17 protein-coding genes and 2 pseudogenes are annotated in these 16,779 nt (G+C 53.8%); 16 read left to right on the forward strand and 3 right to left on the reverse strand.

Going from position 1 to position 16,779, the window contains the following annotated elements:
* Positions 1-100: 100 nt before the first annotated feature.
* From ACVX3G_RS11445 to ACVX3G_RS11500, 12 genes are all read left to right on the forward strand, one after another.
* A complete protein-coding gene (locus ACVX3G_RS11445; RefSeq protein WP_014195882.1) occupies positions 101-1,285 on the forward strand; it encodes an LL-diaminopimelate aminotransferase in 1,185 nt (394 codons plus the stop codon).
* Positions 1,286-1,306: 21 nt separating this feature from the next.
* Entirely contained in the window at positions 1,307-1,885 is a 579-nt protein-coding gene (locus tag ACVX3G_RS11450; protein WP_025039120.1) for a YpjP family protein, read from the forward strand.
* Between the two features lie 91 nt (positions 1,886-1,976).
* On the forward strand, positions 1,977-2,681 hold the full coding sequence (locus ACVX3G_RS11455) for an anthrax toxin lethal factor-related metalloendopeptidase (protein WP_011231269.1): 705 nt from the start codon (positions 1,977-1,979) through the stop codon (positions 2,679-2,681).
* A gap of 74 nt (positions 2,682-2,755) precedes the next feature.
* On the forward strand, positions 2,756-3,550 hold the full coding sequence (gene thyA, locus ACVX3G_RS11460; RefSeq protein WP_011231268.1) for a thymidylate synthase: 795 nt from the start codon (positions 2,756-2,758) through the stop codon (positions 3,548-3,550).
* A 13-nt stretch (positions 3,551-3,563) separates the two neighbouring features.
* Positions 3,564-4,058 carry a dihydrofolate reductase gene (locus ACVX3G_RS11465; protein WP_011231267.1) on the forward strand — a complete coding sequence of 165 codons (495 nt, stop codon included), beginning with the start codon at positions 3,564-3,566 and terminating at the stop codon, positions 4,056-4,058.
* 179 nt (positions 4,059-4,237) lie between these two features.
* Positions 4,238-4,681, forward strand: a complete 444-nt coding sequence (locus ACVX3G_RS11470; RefSeq protein ID WP_011231266.1) for a YndM family protein — start codon at positions 4,238-4,240, stop codon at positions 4,679-4,681.
* 315 nt (positions 4,682-4,996) lie between these two features.
* On the forward strand, positions 4,997-6,268 hold the full coding sequence (gene ilvA, locus ACVX3G_RS11475) for a threonine ammonia-lyase IlvA (protein WP_011231265.1): 1,272 nt from the start codon (positions 4,997-4,999) through the stop codon (positions 6,266-6,268).
* A 106-nt stretch (positions 6,269-6,374) separates the two neighbouring features.
* The gene (locus ACVX3G_RS11480; protein ID WP_021322613.1) at positions 6,375-6,626 is read left to right on the forward strand and encodes a YpmP family protein; all 252 of its coding nucleotides are present in this window, start codon (positions 6,375-6,377) and stop codon (positions 6,624-6,626) included.
* A 107-nt stretch (positions 6,627-6,733) separates the two neighbouring features.
* A complete protein-coding gene (locus ACVX3G_RS11485; protein WP_014195877.1) occupies positions 6,734-7,606 on the forward strand; it encodes a DegV family protein in 873 nt (290 codons plus the stop codon).
* A gap of 36 nt (positions 7,607-7,642) precedes the next feature.
* A complete protein-coding gene (locus tag ACVX3G_RS11490; protein WP_014195876.1) occupies positions 7,643-8,215 on the forward strand; it encodes an SCO family protein in 573 nt (190 codons plus the stop codon).
* Positions 8,216-8,289: 74 nt separating this feature from the next.
* A complete protein-coding gene (locus tag ACVX3G_RS11495) occupies positions 8,290-9,072 on the forward strand; it encodes an SGNH/GDSL hydrolase family protein (RefSeq protein ID WP_011231261.1) in 783 nt (260 codons plus the stop codon).
* Positions 9,069-9,644, forward strand: coding sequence for a YpmS family protein (locus tag ACVX3G_RS11500; protein ID WP_014195875.1), 576 nt, complete (start codon positions 9,069-9,071; stop codon positions 9,642-9,644). The genes ACVX3G_RS11495 and ACVX3G_RS11500 overlap by 4 nt, the downstream gene beginning before the upstream one ends.
* Positions 9,645-9,732: 88 nt before the next feature.
* Here the strand turns inward: ACVX3G_RS11500 and ACVX3G_RS11505 are convergent, their stop codons facing one another.
* Positions 9,733-11,097 (reverse strand): RsmF rRNA methyltransferase first C-terminal domain-containing protein, encoded by a 1,365-nt coding sequence (locus ACVX3G_RS11505; RefSeq protein WP_014195874.1) that lies wholly within the window; start codon positions 11,095-11,097, stop codon positions 9,733-9,735.
* Between the two features lie 28 nt (positions 11,098-11,125).
* Positions 11,126-11,719 carry a glycerol-3-phosphate 1-O-acyltransferase PlsY gene (gene plsY / locus ACVX3G_RS11510; protein ID WP_011231258.1) on the reverse strand — a complete coding sequence of 198 codons (594 nt, stop codon included), beginning with the start codon at positions 11,717-11,719 and terminating at the stop codon, positions 11,126-11,128.
* A 175-nt stretch (positions 11,720-11,894) separates the two neighbouring features.
* Between plsY and ACVX3G_RS11515 the strand changes: the two genes are divergently transcribed.
* From ACVX3G_RS11515 to ACVX3G_RS11530, 4 genes and pseudogenes are all read left to right on the forward strand, one after another.
* Positions 11,895-12,320 carry an OsmC family protein gene (locus ACVX3G_RS11515; protein WP_021322616.1) on the forward strand — a complete coding sequence of 142 codons (426 nt, stop codon included), beginning with the start codon at positions 11,895-11,897 and terminating at the stop codon, positions 12,318-12,320.
* Positions 12,321-12,403: 83 nt separating this feature from the next.
* Positions 12,404-12,556 (forward strand): annotated as a pseudogene (locus tag ACVX3G_RS11520) (P-II family nitrogen regulator); the annotation flags it as partial.
* A pseudogene (locus tag ACVX3G_RS11525) lies at positions 12,553-13,407 on the forward strand (ammonium transporter); the annotation flags it as partial. The pseudogenes ACVX3G_RS11520 and ACVX3G_RS11525, both read left to right, overlap by 4 nt.
* 265 nt (positions 13,408-13,672) lie before the next feature.
* On the forward strand, positions 13,673-15,295 hold the full coding sequence (locus ACVX3G_RS11530; RefSeq protein WP_011231255.1) for a bifunctional metallophosphatase/5'-nucleotidase: 1,623 nt from the start codon (positions 13,673-13,675) through the stop codon (positions 15,293-15,295).
* A 169-nt stretch (positions 15,296-15,464) separates the two neighbouring features.
* Here the strand turns inward: ACVX3G_RS11530 and pepT are convergent, their stop codons facing one another.
* Entirely contained in the window at positions 15,465-16,700 is a 1,236-nt protein-coding gene (pepT, locus tag ACVX3G_RS11535) for a peptidase T (protein WP_011231254.1), read from the reverse strand.
* Between the last annotated feature and the right edge of the window lie 79 nt (positions 16,701-16,779).

Here is a 16,779-nt window from a genome sequence, read left to right on the forward strand (position 1 = left end):
TTGAAGCGGGTGTCTTCTTTCGGAACTATGATAAAAGTATATACCAACAAAAGCAAAAAGAAAATGCAGTTTTTGTCTTGTCAAGGGAGAGGAAGACGAAATGAAAAAAGCGAAACGAATGAACGCGTTTTCGGCATCGATTTTCGCCGAGTTGACGGCGTATCGTCAAAAGCAGCGCCACCTTCATGACGAGTGGATCGACTTGAGCGTTGGCAGCCCGGATTTGCCCCCGGCGCCGTTTGTGCGTGAGGCGATCGCCCGCTACGCCAACGAGCCGAATGCGTACGGCTACACATTAAAGGGCATTCGCGAGTTTCATGAAGCGGTCGCCGATTATTATCGGACGGCGCATGGCGTTGTGCTCGATCCAGAGACGGAAGTGACGTACGTGATCGGGTCACAAGACGGGCTCGTTCATTTGCCGATGGTGTTCGCTGACCCGGGGGATGTCATTCTATTGCCGGATCCCGGGTACCCGGCGTATGCGGCGGGGGTGGCGATGGCGGAAGCGATGCCGTATTTTCTGCCGCTGAGGGAGGAAAACAGCTTTTTGCCGGATTTGCGTGCGATCCCGGAGGACATCGCCAAACGGGCGGCGATCATGTTTCTTAACTTTCCAGGGAATCCGGTGCCCGCCGTAGCGACAGAATCATTTTATCGCGAAGTGGTTGAGTTTGCGAAGCGGTACGATATCCTCGTTGTTTCCGATTTTGCTTACGGCGAGCTGTATTATGACGGAAACAAACCGGTGAGTTTTCTTTCTGTTCCAGGCGCAAAGGACGTTGGCGTGGAGATCAATTCGTTGTCAAAAAGCTACAACATGGCCGGCTGCCGGGTCGGCTACTTATGCGGAAATGCCGAGGTGATTCGTGCGTTTGCCGAGTTTAAGTCCAATTTGGATTACGGCATTTTTTGGCCGCTGCAAAAAGCGGCCGCGGAAGTGCTCCGCCATGGCGCCGGCTTTTGCGCCCAGAGCCGCATGATGTATCAAGCGCGCCGCGATGTGCTCGTGGATGGACTCGCTGACATCGGTTGGACGGTTGACCGTCCGCAAGCCGGCATGTTCGTGTGGGCGAAAATTCCGGACGGATGGACGTCGCTTTCGTTTGCGAAGGCGCTCATCGACCAAGCCGGCGTCGTTGTGACGCCTGGGCACGCGTTTGGGCCGAGCGGCGAAGGGTATGTGCGCATCGCCCTTGTCCAGCCGGAAGAAGTGTTGCGCCGGGCGGTCGCAAAATTAAAAGCGACCGGCTTGTTCGCGTCTTTGGCCGCTGATCGGCGGTAGCGGGAGGTGAAGGCGATGAAGCTGCCGTCTTGGCTTCGAAAAACGCTTGTTGCCGCCATTACCGTCTGCACGTTTGGACTCGTCACACCGCCCGCTTCGCTGCTCGCGGCCAAAGATCCGCCGTCAGATGATGCATCGTCTTCCGACTGGCAGCACAGTCCAACAAGTCGTGCCGAGGAAGCGGTTTCGTTGACGCGAGCTCAATTCATTGAGCGGACGATGGAAAAGGCCGTTGCCCAGTCCCATGAAAAATTCGGCCGCAAAATCGCTCCGGTCATTGAAGATGAGTTTCGCGCCGTCATTTTGCCGCGCATGGAAGAAGTGATCGCCGAGCTTGCCGATCGTTATCCGGAAGAGGAGCTCCGCTATTTGGCTGTTTCGGAAAATCCGTCTGGCGGGCAAGGAGAACGCATTTTCCATATTTACCGCGCCGATACGGGAGAAGATGTCATTCGCTTCCACGTCCGCCGCGAACATCCGCCGCAAGACGGATATTGGTTTCAGTTTCACTATCATACATGCGATGATGGGTTTCAAGCCCATCATGAACTCGGGAAAATCTACTGGTCAAAAAATACGCCGCCGAACTGGCGTACATAATCGCCTACGGTTCTTTCCTGATTTTGCGCGTTTTTTCCCGCTTCGTTCTATGATATGATTTTCATAGATTGAAAGAAGCGGGGGAACCACGATGAAACGGCTGTTCACTAGTTTGTTGGCGGCGCTGTTCGCCGTTCCGCTTCTATCGTTCTCACCGTATCCGGCTGCCCATGGCGTGCTGCTTGAAGAAAGCAGCCTTGGTCTTAGGGGTGTTCCGTCTCATGATGTGCTTGGCCGCATCATCATCGTGCCGGAGACGGAGTTTTCCGCCTCTGAAGCGAATGAAATGATCCGGACGCTCGCCCGCATTGATCGCACGATTTTAGAGCAGGCGGCGGACCACCATATTTACATCCAACTGTTGACCGGCCCGATCACCGATGAGCCGACGGCCCGCCATTTGCGCGGAAAAACGCCGCGCGGTTATATGCCGGGTTCGAAAACATGGGATGACGTGCCGGGCATCGGTGGGTCGCATTTAGTGCTTGTCCGCCTCGGCCATAGCGAAAAAGGAAAAGGGCATGGCTCGGTCAATTTGGAGCTGCATGAGTTTGCTCATTCGCTCGATTACATCGTATTTGACCGCATTCATGAAACGGACGAATTTCAAGCGATTTGGCGGGAGGAGGCGCCGCGGCTCTTTCCTGGCGAATATTATTTTTTGACTTATCCGGAAGAGTATTTTGCCGAGTCGTTTGCCTATTATTATGCAAGCGACAAGACGCGGCAAACGTTGCGGGCGGCAGCGCCGAGAACATATGCGTTGATCCGCGGATTGGCGGAACGGGCCTCGTAAAAGGCTCGTTTTTTTATGGACAAGTGGTTCACCATGCGTCGCTTTATGGTATGATAGAGCGTGAGGTGAGAACATTGCGGCAATATTTGCAGCTTTTGGAGGATATTTTGGAAAACGGCGTCGAAAAAGAAGACCGCACGGGCGTCGGCACGCTGTCGGTGTTCGGCCGCCAGCTCCGCTTCAACTTGCAAGATGGATTTCCGCTCGTGACAACGAAAAAATTGCATATCCGCTCCATCATTTATGAACTGCTTTGGTTTTTAAAAGGCGATACGAACGTCCGCTATTTGCAGGAGAATGGCGTGACGATTTGGGACGAGTGGGCGGACGAAAACGGCGATCTCGGCCCGATTTACGGCGCGCAATGGCGCTCATGGAAAGGGGCGGACGGGAAAACAATCGACCAGATCGCGTGGGTCGTCGAGGAGATCAAACGAAATCCGAATTCACGCCGGTTGCTTGTGAGCGCTTGGAACGTAGCGGAATTAGACGAGATGAAGCTGCCGCCGTGCCATTATGCCTTTCAGTTTTATGTCGCGAACGGTCGGTTGTCGTGCATGTGGCAGCAGCGCTCCGTTGATACGTTTTTAGGGCTGCCGTTTAACATTGCCAGCTACGCGCTGTTGACGCATATGATCGCCCAGCAATGCGATCTCGATGTCGGCGAACTCATTTTCACCGGCGGTGATGTCCATTTGTACAAAAACCATCTCGAACAGGCGAAACTGCAGCTGACGCGCGAGCCGCGCCCGCTGCCGAAGCTCGTGATCAAACGGAAGCCGCCGTCCATTTTCGATTACGAATACGACGATTTTGAAATTGTCGGCTACAACCCGCATCCGACGATTAAAGCACCGGTGGCTGTGTAAAGGAGAGGACGCGATGATTTCGCACATTGTGGCAATGGATGAAAACCGGGTGATCGGCAAAGACAACCGCTTGCCTTGGCATTTGCCGGCCGATTTGGCGTATTTTAAACGGGTGACAATGGGCCATGCCATCGTGATGGGGCGCAAGACGTTTGAAGCGATCGGCCGGCCGCTTCCCGGCCGCGATAACGTCGTTGTCACGCGCAACCGCTCGTTTCGTCCGGAAGGCTGCCTTGTGCTTCATTCGCTCGAGGAAGTCAAGCAATGGATCGCATCGCGCGCTGATGAAGTGTTTATCATCGGCGGGGCCGAACTGTTTCGGGCGACGATGCCGATTGTCGACCGGCTGTATGTGACAAAAATTTTTGCTTCCTTCCCCGGCGATACGTTTTATCCGCCCATTTCTGACGATGAATGGGAAATCGTTTCCTATACGCCAGGAGGGAAAGATGAAAAGAATCCGTATGAACACGCCTTTATCATTTATGAGCGGAAAAAGGCGAAATAGATGGGACACGGGCATGGATATGCGTTTGTCGTTGGCGTACGAAACGTTTGCGAGACGCCCCCAAAAACGGGGCGTCTTTTTGTTTGAGATCGGAACATTTTGAAAACGTGTTTCTGCATAGAAGCGGGGCGAAAAAGGAACGATAATCAATAGAACCACAATGGAAATGGAGGAAGACGATGAAACATATCGTTCCGTTTGTCGTCAAGCTCGCTGCTTGGAGCGTCGTCTTGTTTTCGATGTTTACGATCTTCGATGCCCCGCTTTCCTTGATTTCACTCATGACGATCGTGACGGCGCTTGTTTCTTATATGATCGGCGATCTGTTCGTGTTGCCGCGCGTCGGCCATTTTGTCGCTGCCGCTCTTGACGTGCCGCTTTCCTTTTTGCTTATTTGGCCGGTCAGCTTTGCCCTCATTGCCCCGTCCGTCAACATGGCATACGGCGCGTTTTTCAGCGCCTTGGCGATCGGGGCGGTTGAAGCGTTTTTCCATTTGTATATGGAAAACCATGTGCACGAAGAAGCAAGACGGGAAGAAGCGCACCGCTGGTATGATGAAGGAAGATGGGCGACGGAATTTGCCGAGGAAGAAGAGTTCAAAAAAGAGGACGACCGGGCATAGCGCCGGTCGTTTTTTCTGTCCGCTTGCGCATGAAGAAGTAGTTCGCCGTACATATGCTGCACAATTCGCCGCGTTGCCGTCTGGCAGGACGGCTAGAGAGAGGTTTCGAGCAGGAAGGACGGCGCTCATCGGATGGCGTCAGTCCAAAAGCGTGAATCCGGTCGGCGGAAGCGTCCGGTAAAGCGGGATAATCGCGATGATCGCGAGCCAGCCCATCTTCACTCAAAAACTTTTCGAAAATTCCCTTTTCTTTTTGCGGATTTGTGATATAATCTACAAATCAAAGACAACTTAGAAAAGAAAGGGAACGAGAGCATGGAACAACAGCTGAAACGGAAGCAAGGGGCGGTATACGTCGAGGACATTTTGATCGCGTATCATACGCTGAAGGATGTTGTTTTCCATACGCCGCTGCAAAAAAATCCGCTGTTATCCGAGCGCTACGAGTGCAATGTCTACTTAAAGCGCGAGGATTTGCAAGTCGTGCGTTCGTTTAAGTTGCGCGGGGCGTACAACCGGATGAAGCATTTAACCGATGAGGAGCGGAGAAACGGGGTGGTATGCGCCAGCGCCGGCAACCATGCCCAAGGGGTGGCCTATTCATGCCGGGCGCTTGGCGTGCACGGGAAAATTTATATGCCGGCGACGACGCCTCGGCAAAAAGTGTCGCAAGTGCAGCTGTTTGGCAAAGACATGGTCGAGATCGTGCTTGTCGGCGACACGTTTGACGATTCCTACAACGAAGCGGTGAAGTGCGCCGAGGCGGAAGGGCGGACGTTCATCCATCCGTTTGATGATGAATACGTCATTGCCGGACAGGGGACGATTGGCGTCGAGGTGTTAAACGACTGTGATGAACCGATCGACTTTTTGTTCGCCAGCATCGGCGGCGGGGGATTGATGGCCGGACTAGGGACGTATGTGAAAAGCATTTCTCCGTCCACCAAAGTCATCGGGGTCGAGCCGGCTGGCGCCCCATCGATGAAAGCGGCGCTCGAGCGCGGACATGTGGTGACGCTCGATGAAATCGACAAGTTCGTTGACGGCGCTGCCGTCAAGACGGTCGGGGAAAAGACATTCGCCTTATGCCGCGGGGTGCTTGATGACATCGTCGTCGTTCCGGAAGGAAAAGTATGCACGACGATTTTGGAGCTGTACAACGAAAACGCCATTGTCGCTGAACCGGCAGGGGCGCTGCCGATCGCCGCGCTTGATTTTTACAAGGAACAAATCCGAGGCAAAACAGTCGTCTGCGTCATAAGCGGCGGCAACAACGACATCGACCGGATGCAGGAAATCAAAGAGCGTTCGATGATTTACGAAGGACTGCAGCACTATTTCATCGTCAACTTCCCGCAGCGGGCTGGGGCGTTGCGTGAGTTTTTGGATGAAGTGCTTGGGCCGACCGATGACATCACCCGGTTTGAATACACGAAGAAAAACAACAAAGAAAGCGGACCGGCGCTTGTGGGCATCGAACTGAAACGGCGCGAAGACTACGCGCCGCTCATCGAGCGGATGAAGAAAAAAGGCTTCCCGTTCCAAGAAGTGAACAAAGACCCGAACTTGTTCCATTTATTGATCTAACGAAAAAAGACGAAAAAAGTCGGAACAAATTCGCCGCATTCCGACATACTTTTTCACCGGATTGGTGTATAATAAAAGTAAATCGGTGAAAAAGAGGATTGATATTTTGCTATTCAAAAGCCTCGAGTTTCAAAACGCGTATGGGCAGAAGGTCAAGATTATCGAAATTCCAGTATTGGAGGAAGAGAATACGTACCGATTCATGGTCCAACTGCGCTTGGAGGCGTTTATTGCAAAAGTGTATCGGTCGAGAACAAACCGTTCCGTTTACTCGTTCCGCGAACATTTGAAGAAAGTGCTGAAATGGCCGGTATATGAACAGATCTTTAAAGAAACAGTGTTGAAACATAACGCGTAACGATGGTTGTTTTGCCCATTGCGGCAAAACAACTTTTTTTGGGTGGGATTTTCGCTGGTTTCATTATATAATGGAAACGAGATGACGCCAGGCATAGGAGTGAATCAATGAAAAAAGTAAAAATTGTGACCGACTCGACGGTTGATGTGCCGTCTTCGGTGCTCGCCGAGCACGGCATTGAAGTCGTTCCGCTTCATTTGACGGTTGACGGCGAGGCGTTTGTCGACCGGGTGACGATCACACCAGGGCAGTTTATGGCGAAGATGAAGGCAGCGCGTGAACTGCCGAAAAGCTCGCAACCGTCGGTCGGTGAGTTTCTAGCTGTCTATGACCGGCTCGGGGCGGACGGAAGCGAGATCATATCGATCCATATGGCCGGCGAGCTGAGCGGCACGGTCCGTTCGGCTGAGCATGCGGCGGCCCTGACCAAAGCGAACGTGACGGTCGTCGATTCCCAATTCATTTCGTATGCGCTTGGATTCCAAGTGCTTGAAGCCGCCCGCTTGGCGAAGGCGGGTCGAAGCGTTGACGAGATCATCCGGCGCTTAGACGACGTGCGCCGTCGTACGCGGCTGTATGTGGTGCTCGATACGCTCGATCATTTAGCGAAAGGCGGCCGCATCGGCCGCGGCAAAGCGCTCGTCGGCTCGTTGCTGCGCATCAAGCCGATCGCTGCGCTTGTTGACGGGCTGTATACACCGGTGTCGAACGTGCGCAGCTTTTCGCAAGCCATCGCCGATTTAGCGGGCCGGTTGGTTGAGGAGAAGGCGGAAGCGCCGGTGCGCGCGGTCGCCATTGCCCATGCCGATGCCGGGCGCTGGGCGGAGCGGCTGAGAGAAGCAGTCGCTGAGGCGATCGGTTCTGTGCCGGTTGACATTGTTGAAACGACGCCGGTTATTTCGATTCATACCGGACCCGGCGCGCTTGCGCTGATGTATTATACGGAAGAAGGGGAGCACAAGGGGTCGGGCGCAGTTTGAAACAAAGCGATACAGGATGAAAGGGACGAGCAGTGGATGTGGAAACGAATCATGATGATGGCAGCCGTTTGTTTGCTGGCGGCGTGCGGAAAAACGATTCCGGACGCCAAAAACTGGCCGGTGGAGGACTTTACGTTTGTCGATCAGACGGGCAAGCCGTTTGGGCTTCGCGACTTAAAAGGAAAAGTGTGGGTCGCCGATTTTATTTTTACAAACTGCGAGACCGTTTGTCCGCCGATGACGGCCCATATGGCGAAATTAAAACAAATGGCAAAGAAAGAAGGACTGGATGTCGAGTTTGTCTCCTTCAGCGTTGATCCGGAAGTCGATACGCCCGAAAAACTGGCGGCGTATGCGAAACAATTTACAGACGACCTATCAAACTGGCATTTGCTGACCGGATACAGCCCGTCTGAAATCAGCGAGCTGGCGCAAAAAAGCTTTAAAACGATCGTGCAAAAGCCGGCCAATGGCGATCAAGTCGTGCATGGCACCAGCTTTTATTTGGTCGGGCCAGACGGAAAAGTGGTTCAGACGTACAGCGGCGTGCAAGATGTGCCATACGAAACAATTTTAGAGCATATCAAAATCGTGCAGTCGTCGCAATGAGGCAAAAACGGCTACCGCCTTTTTGCCTTCTTTTCGTCTTTCCCCTTGTTGCGGCAAAAGGCAGGTGTCAAACAATGAGACGGTGGGGATGGTTGTTGTGCTGCTGGCTGCTCGCCGGATGCGTGTCGCTTTCGGCGGGCGGAAAGCCGGAGCGCCCGCATGAAGCCGCCGTCAAGCAGACGGAAGCAAAGCCGCTTCCGAAAGATATACATTTGGTCGCTTTAGGCGATTCGTTGACGGAAGGAGTGGGGGACGGCGAAAGGAAAGGCGGGTATGTCGGCCGCCTTGTCCCGCTCCTTTCGGCAGAAGACGGGGTGCGGACAGTCACCGTAGCGAATTTCGGGAAACGCGGACGGCGCATCGCTGAATTGGAACCAGTCATTCACGCCCATCAAGCGGAGCTCGGGCGGGCTGATATGATCTTGATCACCATTGGCGGCAACGATGTGATGAATGTCGTCCGCTCGCACTTTTTAGACTTGTCGCGCCAGCGGTTTCAGCAAGCCACGGAAATATTTGCCGACCGACTGGATCATCTATTGATCTCGCTTCGCACGATCAATCCGGATGCGGTCATTGTGCTTGTGGGTCTATACAATCCGTTTTCCACGACGTTGCCGAATATTCCGGAAATCAATGATGTCATTACCGAGTGGAACAAGGCAAGCCAGGCGGTGCTTTCCCGTTATGACCGAACGATTTTCGTTGATATTCAAGACATCTTCATCGACCGCGACGAATTGCTTCATCGCGACGAATTTCATCCGAATGCCGCAGGATACGAACAGATGGCCATGCGAGTGCATGAAGCGTTAGATCAACAAAAAGAGTGGTGGGTAGGGAGCTTATTGCAATGAATTGGAAACGAGCGTTTTGGATGTTGGCGGCTGTCAACGCCGCGGTTCTTGTTTGGACTGTCGCCTGGCTGTTCGAACCCACTTCACCGGTGAAGCGGCCGGCGCGCCCAAATGTGGAGGGAGCTTCGTTTACAGTATACTCGAAGAAGGAGCATTTGAACGCCGTCATGAACGACTATTTGGCAGAAAAAACGAAAGGCCATCCGCTGCAATACCACGTTTGGCTCGCCGATCGCGTCTATGTTTCAAGCGAAATCCCCATTTTAGGCCGCTCGGTCGAACTTGTCGTCTCGTTTGTGCCCAAAGTAATCAAAGGAGGGAATGTCGAGCTCACGGAGCCGACGATTTCGCTCGGCGACTGGAAGCTGCCAGTGACGTATGTGCTTCGCTACTTGCAAAAGCACGCCCCGCTGCCGGATGAAGTGGCGATTGACCCGGAGCACACCCGCGTCTACGTCGCGCTCACGGACATTCGCTTTGGCAACGGCTATCAAGTGGCGGCAAAAAAAATCGATTTGGCCGCCGATGAGATCGTGTTTACCTTAACAATTCCGACGAAGCAGCACCAGTAAAAAAGGGCTGACCTAAAACGCACCCGCGTTTTGGGTCAGCCCCTTTTTTGCGATTGGGAGCTCCTTTGCCATCTGCTTTTCCGACGTTTTAGACGAGGCGCAGCCCTTTTGGATAAAAGTTTTTCACCGTTCCTTTCACTTCTTTCCCCCAGGCGAACGGAAATCCATCCACGGCCACAAGCAGCCAACCGCGGTCGCCGCCGGTGGAAAGCGTCTCGCCGCGCCAATATTGGACGATTTCGCGGCTCGCGCTCGATAGGTCAAGCACATGTTTCGCTTCCTCTGTCCGCAACGCCAAGGCAAGGGCATGGTTCGGCTCAAACCGCTCTTTTTTCACATCCCCTAAGTGCAACCCGGCGCGGACGATTTTCAAACCGGACAAATCCGGGCAACGCTCGGGCAACACAGTCAAATGGGCGCCAAATGACACGAACGTGCCGTCTCGCTCTGTCCGCAATGCCTCTTGTTCAAACTGGCGATACAGGCGGATAGCGGCTTTTGGCGCGCTCGATTTCGCCCACCGCCCTCGCCAAGGTGAGGTGGGCCGCTGTTTTTGGAGTTTGGCGACAAAATGCCCTTCCCCTTTCAGACGGTGCGGCCAAAGGCGGGCGGTGTGTACGAGATCGGATCGATTGGTTTTCGTCCATTCCGGCCGCCCTGGCTCGATGCCGCCGATTTTCGCAATGGGTAACAACTGCAAATCCTCGTACGTCTCAAGCAGCCATTCAATCGTTTGTTCGTTTTCCTCCGGAGAGAACGTGCACGTGGAATAGACGAGAATGCCGCCTTCTTTCAGCATCGCATAGGCGCTTTCCAAAATGCGCCGCTGTCTGGCCGCACATTCTTCCACATAAGCCGGGCTCCAAAACGAAGCGGCCTCTTCATCCTTGCGAAACATGCCTTCGCCGGAACAGGGGGCGTCGACTAAAATTTTGTCAAAAAAGCCCGGAAACTGCTCGGCAAGCGCCTCGGGAGTTTCATTGACGACAACGGTGTTCGTCAAGCCGAACCGTTCGACGTTCTCTGCGAGCGCTTTGACCCGTTTCGGGTGGATTTCGTTGGCGACAAGCAGCCCTTTGTTTTCCATCATCGCTCCAAGCTGGGTCGTTTTCCCGCCAGGGGCGGCGCACAAGTCAAGCACCCTCTCCCCAGGGGCGGGACGCAGCGCTTCGGCGACCGCCATCGCGCTCGGTTCTTGAATGTAATACAGGCCGGCCGTATGGTACGGATGCTTTCCCGGCTGTTCGTCCGGCTCATAATAAAACCCGGTCGGGCAAAACGGCACCGGGGAAAGGGAAAAGGGCGCCGTTTTTGCCCATGCGCCCGGGTCGGTTTTCAACGGATTGACGCGCAAGCCGTTGATTTTTTCATTTTCATAAACAGCGAAAAACTCGTCTGCTTCTTCATCAAGCAGCTTCTTCATTTTCGCGACAAATGCTTCCGGCAATCTCAACGCAGCAAACTCCTTTCTCCGTCCGTCGTCATGAGCGTTTGCCTGGCCATTTCACTTTTGGCTCCGTTTTGTTCAAGATGCGTTGAATGTTGGCGCGATGACGATAAAAGATAAACGAAGCCAGCAACAATACCGCCACCGTCAATGGAATGTCGTCCGTGAAAAAGACGGTGTACACGACCGCATACAGCGCCGCGGCCATCGATGACAGGGAGACGTAGCGTGAAACAGCCAAGACGACAAGAAACACGGCGATGAGCGACAAAAAGAACAACGGCGAATAAAACAGCATCACCCCGCCTGATGTCGCCACCGCCTTGCCGCCGCGGAATTTGGCGAACACCGGATACATATGGCCGACCACGGCGATCGCCCCGGCCAAAAGCGGATGCACGGGGACGGAAAAAAGCATCGGCAAGCTCGCCGCCAGCGTCCCTTTTAGCATATCCCCGACAATGACGATCGTGCCCGCTTTCGCCCCGAGCACGCGGAACGTGTTCGTTCCCCCGAGATTGCCGCTTCCATGTTCGCGGATGTCGATCCCGTAGCCGATTTTCCCGACAAGAAGGCCAAACGGAATCGAGCCGAGAAGATAAGCAAGAAGCAAAATGAGTGCGGTCATCGAATCAAACACCCTTTACTCAACAAGTTTGTGCATGTTTCTATTTTAACATGCATGAGCGAAAACGGTAGACAGGAATTTTGCATTTCAAGGACATAGCCGCTAAACTGAAAAGAAGAAACGGGCTGTCGGAAAGTCCGTCCGACCCCGGACAGATGAGAAAGGAGCGACCATGATGAAAACGACGGTTGTATGGAACGGAAACATGTCATTCAGCGGCCAAAGCGCTTCCGGTGTGGTGATTCCGATCGACGCCGCGAAAGACGTCGGCGGCAACGATTCAGGCGCTCGGCCGATGGAGCTGTTGCTTCACGCCTTGGCCGGCTGCACCGGCATTGACATCGTTTTAATCTTGCGGAAAATGCGGCTTGACGTCCGCGCGTTTTCGATGGAAGTCGAAGGAACGCGCGCCGATGACCACCCGAAGCGGTTTACCGACATTCATATTCATTATGCGCTCGAAGGCGATTTGCCGGAAGACAAAGTCGCCCGCGCCATTCGGTTGTCAAAAGAAAAATATTGTTCCGTTTCCCATTCGTTAAATGCCGCCATTACAGCGAGCTATTCGATCAACGGCGTGCGCGGGAAGGAGACGATCTAACAAGGAGAAGGGCTTGACGTTCATGGCCGTTTCGCGTGGCATAGCGTCGAATGACAATACGATGAAAAAGGTGTTCCGATACGATTAAAGGGCTGAAACAGATCGGCATCACCGGGTTTACCGTTTCGCAAGTCGTTGGGCGGGGAAAACAGAAGGACACGCAAGAAGTTTACCGAGGAAAAAACTACAAAGTGACGCTTCACCCGAAAGTGAAGCTGGAAATTGTTCTTTCCGATTTGGGATGAAAGATTTCGCAGGGTCAGCAGCGATTCATGCGCTCGGCGGCTTTGCGGCACTGGCGATCGCCAAGCGGCTTGGGCCGCGAAAAGGGCGGTTCAACTCGGACGGTAGTGTGAACGTATTTGCGCCGAGCAATATTCCGCTTGCTTCGGCTGGGGCGTTCATTTTATGGTTTGGCTGGTTTGCGTTTAATGCGGGCAGTACGCTCGACGCATCCAATAAAGCATTGGCATCGATCGCCCACAACACGATGCTGTCAGGGGCGGCCGGAGGCGCGTCGGCGCTCTTCGTGACGATGAAAAAGTACGGAAAAGCCGATCCAAGCATGGTCATGAACGGTGTATTGTCCGGTCTGGTGGCCATTACGGCCGGTTGCGCCTTCGTTTCGCAATGGAGCGCGGTGCTGATCGGTCTTGTGAGCGGCGTCATCGTCGTCTATGCGACGCTGTTTGTCGATGCATTGAAAATTGACGACCCGGTCGGTGCGGTGGCGGTTCATGGGTTTAATGGGGTGTTTGGCACGCTCGCCGTCGGCTTGTTCGACTCGACGCAAGGATTGTTGACGACCGGTCATGCGTCGTTGTTCATCACCCAACTGCTTGGCGCGTTGACAGTCATCGTTTGGGGCTTCGTCAGCGGTGCGCTCATCGCGAATGTGTGCGACAGCACGGTCGGGCTCCGGGCGACAGAGCGTGAGGAAGAAGAAGGTCTCGATATGGCGTACCACGGCATTCCGGCTTACAATGAACTCGAGCGGTTTGCCGATCTCCCGGGCGGGTTGTACGATTTTGAGGAGACGACCGGCATTCGCGTTGCTCCGTTAAACAAGAAAAACGCGGTCGGTTGAACGCTCTCCCACCTACGCTTGTGCTTCGAGGTGGGAGATTCTTGGGAACACCCGCCCCACGGCAGGCTGTCCATCGAGCTAAAAAAGAAAGGCTGTCCGATCAACAGACTCTATCGGGCGGTCTTTTTTGTTTCTGTTGTTCTCAACAGTCAGTTGTGAATTTACAAAATATTTACGAAAAATCATCCTTTCTGCTCTATCATTGTACTGACTCGCAAGGATATAATGGGAGTGAACGAGAAGGCGAGAGAAAGGGGAACCGGGAATGAAGAATTCCAAACGATGGGGAAGACGGGTGCTATCCGCATTGGCTGCTGCAGCGGTGCTGGCCGCGGCTCCAGTTGGGGCGGCAGGGAACGGGAAAAGCAAGGGGAAGCCGCCTGCTTCTTCGCACCGTTATATTGAGGTGCAGCTGTTAGGCATTAACGACTTCCACGGCCAGTTGAATGTGACGAGAAAAGTCGGCGGGCGGGAAGTTGGACGGGCTGATTATTTAGCCGCTTATTTGAAACAGCGGGAGGCGGAAAACAAAAATACGCTGCTCGTCCATGCCGGCGATGCGGTTGGCGCCAGCCCGCCGGTATCGGCGCTGCTAGAGGACGAGCCGACGATCGAAGTGCTCAATAAGCTCGGCTTTGACGTCGGCACCCTTGGCAACCATGAGTTTGATGAAGGAGTAGCGGAAATGCTCCGCTTGATCCATGGCGGATATCACCCGGCGACCGGCGATTTCGCCGGAGCAGATTTTCCGTACGTGAGCGCCAACGTCGTTGATGCGCAAACGGGAAAGCCGATTCTCCCGCCATATGTGATTAAGCGGGTCAACGGCATGCCGATCGGATTGATCGGCGTCACGCTCACGGAAACACCAACGATTGTGACGCCAAGCGGCGTCGCGGGAGTCAAGTTCATCGATGAAGCAACAGCGATTAACAAAGCGGTCCGGGAACTGAAGAAAAAAGGGGTGCAAACGATCGTCGTTCTCGCCCATAACCCAGGCGTATCCAATCCGGATGGGACAAACGCAAGCGGGGAAATTGTCGATATCGCCAAAAATGTCGATGATGAAGTCGATGTGATTTTCGCCGGTCATAACCATGCCTATTTAAATGCGGTTGTGGACGGCAAGCTGCTCGTTCAGTCGTATTCGTACGGCACGGCGTTTTCTGATGTCGATTTGAAAATCGACCCGCGTACGAAAGACGTCGTCGCCAAAAAAGCGGAGATCGTGACGACCTATCATGACGGCATCACTCCGGACCCGGAAATCCGTGCCCTCGTCGAAAAATATGAAGCGAAAGTGGCGCCGCTTGTCAATCAAGTCGTCGGCACAGCAGCCGAAACGATCACCGATGAACAAAACGAAAGCGGCGAGTCCGCCTTGGGCAATTTGATCGCCGATGCCCAGCGGGCGGCGATGAAAACCGATTTTGCCTTTATGAACCCGGGCGGCATTCGCGCCGATATTGAACAAGGCGAAGTGACGTGGGGCGAATTGTACAACGTTCAGCCGTTCAACAACCAGCTCGTGAAAATGACGCTCACCGGCGCGCAAATCCGCCAGCTTTTGAATCAACAATGGCAGCCAACCCAAACGCGCATGCTGCAAATCTCCGGCCTCCGCTATACATGGAGCGCCAGCAAGCCGGTCGGAGAAAAAGTCATTGACATTCAGCTTCCTGACGGCACACCGCTAAAACCGGACGCCGAGTACACGGTGACAGTCAACAGCTTCCTCGCCGACGGCGGCGATGGGTTCACGGTGTTGACGCATGGGACAAACCGCGAGGTCGGCCCGGTCGATTTGGATGCCCTTGTCTCGTATATTCGCGGTCTTGAGCAACCGTTCTCAGCACGGATCGAGGGGCGGATCAACCGGCTTCCGTAACAGGTGTTGACCGAGGAAAAAGGATGGAAGGGCGAACGGTCGCTTATCTAATGAAGAAGGTGTCCCCAAAAGACTCGGGACACCTTTTCTTTACTCCTAATGGGCGGGCTTGCAGCCGCTTGTGCTTGGACGATCGAAAAAAGATCGTTCAAGAGAGTTTTTCCGCAGATCAAGATGCTTTTTGCTCGAACAGCTTGATGATCTCCACGATCACTTCGGCCGCTTTCACCATATTGTCGGCGGAAATGTATTCGTAGCGGCCGTGGAAGTTTTCGCCGCCGGCGAAAAGGTTCGGCGTCGGCAGCCCCATGTAGGAGAGCTGCGACCCGTCTGTACCGCCGCGGATCGGTTTCACCTTTGGTTCAATGCCCAAGTTCGTCATCGCTTCGTGGGCGATGTCAACAATGTGGCGCACCGGCTCGATTTTTTCGCGCATGTTGTAATATTGGTCGTTGATTTCGAGAGTGATTCGGTCGTTTCCATATTTTTGCGCAAGCGAAGCCGCGATCTCTTTCATTTTCGCTTTGCGAGCCTCAAACTGTTCGCGGTCAAAGTCGCGGATGATGTAATGAAGCTTCGTTTCCTCTACACTGCCTTGGAACGAAAGCAAATGGTAAAACCCTTCATATCCTTCCGTATGCTCAGGCGCCTCATGGGCTGGCAACTGCTGCTCGAACTCCATGGCGATTTTGATCGAGTTGATCATTTTTCCTTTCGCTGTGCCCGGATGGACGTTTTTGCCTTTGATCGTGATTTTCGCTTCGGCAGCGTTAAAGCTTTCATACTCCAATTCGCCAAGCGGCCCGCCGTCGACCGTGTAGGCAAATTGGGCGCCGAATTTGGCAACGTCAAATTTATGCGGCCCGCGGCCAATTTCCTCATCCGGCGTAAAGGCGACGCGCACTTTGCCGTGCTTGATTTCCGGGTGTTGAATGAGATAGTTCATCGCGGTCATAATTTCGGCGATTCCGGCTTTATCGTCAGCACCAAGCAGCGTCGTCCCATCGGTCGTGATGAGCGTATGCCCTTTGTAGTGAGCGAGCTCCGGGAAATCGTTTGGCGACAAGATGATGCCTTGTTCTTTGTTTAACACGATGTCCCCGCCGTCGTACGAGTCAATCAATTGCGGGTTGACGTTGGCTCCGGTAAATTCCGGCGCGGTGTCCATATGAGCCAAAAAGCCGATCACTGGCACGTTTTTGTCCGTATTGGCCGGCAACGTCGCCATCACGTAGCCGTTGTCATCGATCGTCACATCTTCCATCCCGATCGCCTTCAGCTCTTCGACGAGCATTCTCGCCAGCTCCCACTGTCCCGAAGTCGATGGGCACGTATGGCTGTTTGGATCGGATTGAGTGTTGACTTTCGCGTAGCGGATGAAGCGTTCGATGAGTTCCTGTTTCATTGGTTCATCTCCTTATGTATAAGTTTTTCTGGATCAGCGAATCATTCCGCCGATGCAGTGAGAAAAAAGAGGCGGTTTC

Source organism: Geobacillus sp. PLS 41, from assembly GCF_056494105.1.

Coding starts and splice junctions, on each gene's coding strand:
- ACVX3G_RS11445 (WP_014195882.1), top strand. CDS start 101: ATGAAAAAAGCGAAACGAATGAACGCGTTTTCGGCATCGATTTTCGCC.
- ACVX3G_RS11495 (WP_011231261.1), top strand. CDS start 8,290: ATGAGACGGTGGGGATGGTTGTTGTGCTGCTGGCTGCTCGCCGGATGC.
- ACVX3G_RS11455 (WP_011231269.1), top strand. CDS start 1,977: ATGAAACGGCTGTTCACTAGTTTGTTGGCGGCGCTGTTCGCCGTTCCG.
- ACVX3G_RS11490 (WP_014195876.1), top strand. CDS start 7,643: ATGTGGAAACGAATCATGATGATGGCAGCCGTTTGTTTGCTGGCGGCG.
- pepT (WP_011231254.1), bottom strand. CDS start 16,700: ATGAAACAGGAACTCATCGAACGCTTCATCCGCTACGCGAAAGTCAAC.
- ACVX3G_RS11500 (WP_014195875.1), top strand. CDS start 9,069: ATGAATTGGAAACGAGCGTTTTGGATGTTGGCGGCTGTCAACGCCGCG.
- ACVX3G_RS11465 (WP_011231267.1), top strand. CDS start 3,564: ATGATTTCGCACATTGTGGCAATGGATGAAAACCGGGTGATCGGCAAA.
- ilvA (WP_011231265.1), top strand. CDS start 4,997: ATGGAACAACAGCTGAAACGGAAGCAAGGGGCGGTATACGTCGAGGAC.
- ACVX3G_RS11485 (WP_014195877.1), top strand. CDS start 6,734: ATGAAAAAAGTAAAAATTGTGACCGACTCGACGGTTGATGTGCCGTCT.
- ACVX3G_RS11530 (WP_011231255.1), top strand. CDS start 13,673: ATGAAGAATTCCAAACGATGGGGAAGACGGGTGCTATCCGCATTGGCT.
- ACVX3G_RS11515 (WP_021322616.1), top strand. CDS start 11,895: ATGAAAACGACGGTTGTATGGAACGGAAACATGTCATTCAGCGGCCAA.
- plsY (WP_011231258.1), bottom strand. CDS start 11,719: ATGACCGCACTCATTTTGCTTCTTGCTTATCTTCTCGGCTCGATTCCG.
- ACVX3G_RS11470 (WP_011231266.1), top strand. CDS start 4,238: ATGAAACATATCGTTCCGTTTGTCGTCAAGCTCGCTGCTTGGAGCGTC.